This is a genomic window from Herminiimonas sp., from assembly GCF_030655415.1.
The window spans coordinates 1-2,441 of record NZ_JAURVN010000013.1 but is presented as its reverse complement, the minus strand read 5'-3'; the positions used below and the strand labels follow the sequence as shown (position 1 = coordinate 2,441).

2 protein-coding genes are annotated in these 2,441 nt (G+C 49.1%); both read right to left on the bottom strand.

The features are described 5' to 3' along the window. Window positions 1-138 (bottom strand): GTP-binding protein (locus tag Q7T66_RS09165; RefSeq protein WP_253251337.1); only part of this gene is annotated, 138 nt, incomplete at its 3' end. 132 nt (window positions 139-270) lie between these two features. Next, the gene (fusA, locus tag Q7T66_RS09160; RefSeq protein WP_304933033.1) at window positions 271-2,379 is read right to left on the bottom strand and encodes an elongation factor G; all 2,109 of its coding nucleotides are present in this window, start codon (window positions 2,377-2,379) and stop codon (window positions 271-273) included. Window positions 2,380-2,441 lie beyond the last annotated feature (62 nt).

The window sequence follows — 2,441 nt, the reverse complement described above, 5'->3', positions numbered from 1 at the left end:
CGCTTTTGCTTCGCCACCAAATTTTTTCGACAATACTGTCGCAATCGCTGCTGTCAGTGTGGTCTTGCCGTGATCGACGTGACCAATCGTGCCGACGTTGACGTGCGGCTTGGTCCGCTCGAATTTGCCTTTTGCCATTTTATTCTTCCTTCAAAAAGAACGATTTATATAAATTGAGACACTCCGTTTGGAGCACCCTTTAACTTTATTTACTACTGACCAAGGAGCTTCGTAACTACACTCAGCTCGCTTGGTCTTGCAACGAATAGATTACTTAGGCGCCTTCGATGTGACGATTGCATCGATCACATTTTTAGGTGCTTCAGAGTAGTGCTTGAATTCCATCGAGTAGGTTGCGCGACCTTGTGTTGCTGAACGCAACGATGTCGAGTAACCAAACATTTCGGACAAAGGAACTTCGGCTTTAATGATCTTGCCGCCGCCGCCCGCGATTTCGTCCATACCTTGCACCATGCCGCGACGTGAGGACAAATCGCCCATCACGGTACCAGCGTAGTCTTCAGGCGTTTCAACTTCAACAGCCATCATTGGTTCCAGGATAACTGGACTAGCTTTACGGCAGCCGTCTTTGAACGCCATCGACGCAGCCATACGGAACGCGTTTTCATTCGAATCGACGTCATGGTATGAACCGAAGAACAAAGTGACTTTAACGTCAACCACTGGGTAACCAGCGAGGACGCCGGAAGTCAGTGTTTCGCGCACACCTTTTTCAACTGCAGGGATGTATTCGCGAGGAACTGTACCGCCTTTGATTGCGTCGATGAATTCAAAACCTTTGCCTGGTTCTTGCGGCTCGATCTTCAGAACCACGTGACCGTACTGACCACGACCACCGGATTGCTTGACGAATTTACCTTCGATTTCTTCGCAAACTTTACGGATGGTTTCGCGGTACGCAACTTGTGGCTTACCGACAGTCGCTTCCACGCCGAATTCGCGCTTCATACGATCAACGATAATGTCCAGATGCAACTCGCCCATACCAGCAATAATGGTTTGACCTGATTCTTCATCGGTACGCACGCGGAACGATGGATCTTCAGCAGCCAAACGATTCAAGGCCAAGCCCATTTTTTCTTGATCGACTTTCGTCTTAGGCTCAACAGCTTGCGAAATAACTGGCTCAGGGAAAACCATGCGCTCGAGGACAACGATCGCTTTGTCGTCACACAAGGTGTCGCCAGTTGTCGTGTCTTTCAAGCCAACGACCGCAGCGATATCGCCTGCGAGCATTTCCTTGATTTCTTCGCGTTGATTCGCGTGCATCTGAACGATACGGCCAACACGTTCTTTTTTCTCTTTAACCGAGTTATAAACGGTGTCGCCTGAATTCAAAGTACCCGAGTAGCAACGGATAAAGCACAATTGACCAACAAACGGATCGGTTGCGATTTTGAACGCCAAGGCCGAGAATTTTTCGGTATCTTCAGCTTTACGCACGACAGGCTCGTCATCTTCGTTCATGCCTGGCACAGGTGGAATATCCACTGGCGATGGCAGGTACTCGATCACGCCGTCCAACATGGCTTGCACGCCTTTGTTTTTGAAAGCGGTGCCGCACATCATTGGCACGATTTCGCTGGCAATAGTACGCTGACGAATCGCTGCCTTGATTTCAGCTTCGCTCAAGTCACCTTCTTCAAGGTACTTGTTCATCAATTCTTCTGATGCTTCAGCAGCGGCTTCAACCATGTTTTCGCGCCATTTTTTCGCTTCAGCCAGCAGATTGTCCGGAATATCACGGTAATCAAACTTCATGCCTTGCGATGCGTCATCCCAGTAAATAGCTTTCATTTTTACCAGATCGATGACGCCTTCGAACAAATCTTCAGCGCCGATAGGCACTTGCATAGGAATCGGATTTGCCTTCAAACGCGCACGCATTTGGTCGTAAACTTTGAAGAAGTTCGCGCCGGTACGATCCATCTTGTTGACGAATGCCAAACGTGGGACTTTGTACTTGTTAGCTTGACGCCAAACTGTTTCTGATTGCGGCTGCACGCCACCAACTGCACAGTAAACCATGCAAGCGCCATCGAGCACACGCATCGAACGCTCAACTTCAATTGTGAAGTCAACGTGGCCTGGGGTATCAATGATGTTGATGTGATGCGCAGGGAAATTGTTCGCCATGCCTTTCCAGAAGCAGGTCGTCGCAGCAGACGTAATCGTGATGCCGCGCTCTTGTTCCTGCTCCATCCAATCCATGGTGGCCGCGCCATCATGAACTTCACCAATCTTGTGATTTACACCGGTATAGAACAGAACGCGCTCAGTCGTCGTGGTTTTACCAGCATCAATGTGAGCCGAGATACCGATATTGCGGTAGCGCTCAATGGGGGTCTTGCGTGACATAATTATTCCTTAATCTTTTAATGGACATAACCGAGCGGCATATTGTGAACAAAATGAGCCCG